A 2,000-nucleotide genomic window follows, 5' to 3' on the forward strand; every position below is an offset into this window, starting at 1 on the left:
CTCGGTGCCGACCTCGCGGGCGACGCGGGTGACCTCGTCGGCGAAGGCCGACAGCGTGTCGACCATCTGGTTCACCGTCGACTTCAGCTGCAGGATCTCGCCCTGCGCCCCGACGGTGATCTTCTTGGTCAGGTCGCCGTCGGCCACCGCCGTGGTGACCTGCGCGATGTTGCGGACCTGGCTGGTCAGGTTGTTCGCCATCGCGTTCACGTTGTCGGTGAGGTCCTTCCAGACCCCCGAGACCCCGTGCACCTTCGCCTGCCCGCCCAGCTGACCCTCCGAGCCGACCTCGCGGGCGACGCGGGTGACCTCGTCGGCGAAGGCCGACAGCGTGTCGACCATCTGGTTCACGGTGAGCTTCAGCTCCTGGAGCTCACCGGCCGCCTCGACGGTCACCTTCCGGGTCAGGTCGCCGCGCGCCACCGCCGTCGTCACCTCGGCGATGTCGCGGACCTGGCTGGTCAGCCGGTCGGCCATCACGTTCACCGCCGCCGTCACGTCCCGCCAGCGGCCGGTCATGCCGCGCGCGGACGCCTTGCCGCCGAGCCGCCCCTCGGTGCCGACCTCCCGGGCGAACTGGGTGACCTCCCAGGTGAACTGGTCCAGCAGCTCGACCATCCCGTTCACCGACTTGGCCATGCGCAGCAGCTCGCCGCGCATCGGGCGGCCGCCCGCGCGCAGCTCCACCCGCTGGGTCAGGTCGCCCTTGGCGACCGCCTCCACGACCTTGTACATGCCGGTGGCCAGGTCGGTCAGCTTGTCCAGGATGGCGTTGGAGTCCTCGACCGCCCCGGCCCAGGAGCCGCGCAGCGTGCCGGGCGTGAGCCGGCCGCGCATCTGGCCGTCCCGGCCGATCTCGCGGCGCACCCGGGCCAGCCCGGAGGCGACCTGGTGGCCGTTGTCGCGGATCTGGTCCAGCACGGCCAGGGCCTCGGCGACGGCGCCGTCACCCGTCACCTCGACCGTTGTGCGCAGCCTGCCGTCCCGGACGGCCGTCAGGGCGCGCAGCAGCGGCTCCAGATCGGCGTCGCTGTACCGCGGGGCGGTGTCCTGCGAGACACCGTCACCCGCTCGGGAACGCGTGGCGCTACGGGGCATCAGATCCATCCTCCCGGCCGACGGGTGCCCGGTGGTTCGGGCTCCTCGCCGGCCCGCATCTGTACTTTACGTCGCCACTGGCCCGGTGGCCGGTCGTCGGGGCCGATCAACCCGGTGTCCTACAGCCGCCGCCGGCCGTCCGCGGGGGTCCGGGCGGCGATGCCGGCCGGGGGTGACCTCACCCGCCCCCCACGGGCTTCGTGTTACGGTCTGTCCCGGCGTGAGCACGGTGGAAGGTACGGCGCCCGGCTGGTTCGGCCAGTCTGTCACGGCGGCCGGACCCGCACGTGCGGCCAGACTCAGAACGACGAGCAAGGGACGGCAGTTGGATCGGCAGACGGCGGCGGCCACCTTCCCGTCCGCTGCGGCCTCGGTGGCGGACGCGCGCCGGTTCGTCCAGCAGGCCCTGCGCGACTGGGGCCTCACCGAGGCCGTCGACGACGCGGTGCTCGCGACCAGCGAACTGGCGACGAACGCGGTGGCCTACGCGGGCACCGCCTTCGACGTGATCTGCAGCGTCACCGACGACGAGATCCTCATCGAGGTGCGCGACCGCCACCCCACCCGGACCCCGGTGATGCCCGGCGTGACCGCCGCCAGCGGCCGGGGCCTGCCGTCGATCGCGCGGCTCGCCGCCTCCTGGGGCGTCGACTACGACCACGAGACCAAGGGCATCTGGTTCCGGATGACCCGCCCGGGCCCCGAGCCCGAGGAGCCCCCGACCGACGATTTCGCGCGCCGCCCCGGATATTCGGCCCGACCGGAATCCGGCGCCGACGCGCCTTCCGGCGTCTCCTCGGCCGGACGTCCGGCACGCACCGCCGCCGATCCCGGCTGGGGAGCCCCCGAACCCGACTCACGTTCGATCCGCCGCGCCGCCGCCGACCGCGCGGCCTCCCGCG

The 2,000-nt window shown here is 73.5% G+C and carries 2 protein-coding genes; one reads left to right on the forward strand and one right to left on the reverse strand.

What is annotated here, in order from left to right; all coding sequences use genetic code 11:
• Nucleotides 1-1,098, reverse strand: a 1,098-nt coding sequence (locus AB0J52_RS38110; protein WP_500187872.1) for a HAMP domain-containing protein, incomplete at its 3' end; no start/stop codon positions are given.
• Between the two features lie 325 nt (nt 1,099-1,423).
• On the opposite strand from AB0J52_RS38110, the gene AB0J52_RS38115 reads away from it, so the two are divergent.
• A partial coding sequence (locus AB0J52_RS38115; protein ID WP_500187873.1) for an ATP-binding protein occupies nt 1,424-2,000 on the forward strand: 577 nt, incomplete at its 3' end.

The organism is Spirillospora sp. NPDC049652, from assembly GCF_040675125.1.
Classification (GTDB): Bacteria; Actinomycetota; Actinomycetes; order Streptosporangiales; family Streptosporangiaceae; genus Spirillospora.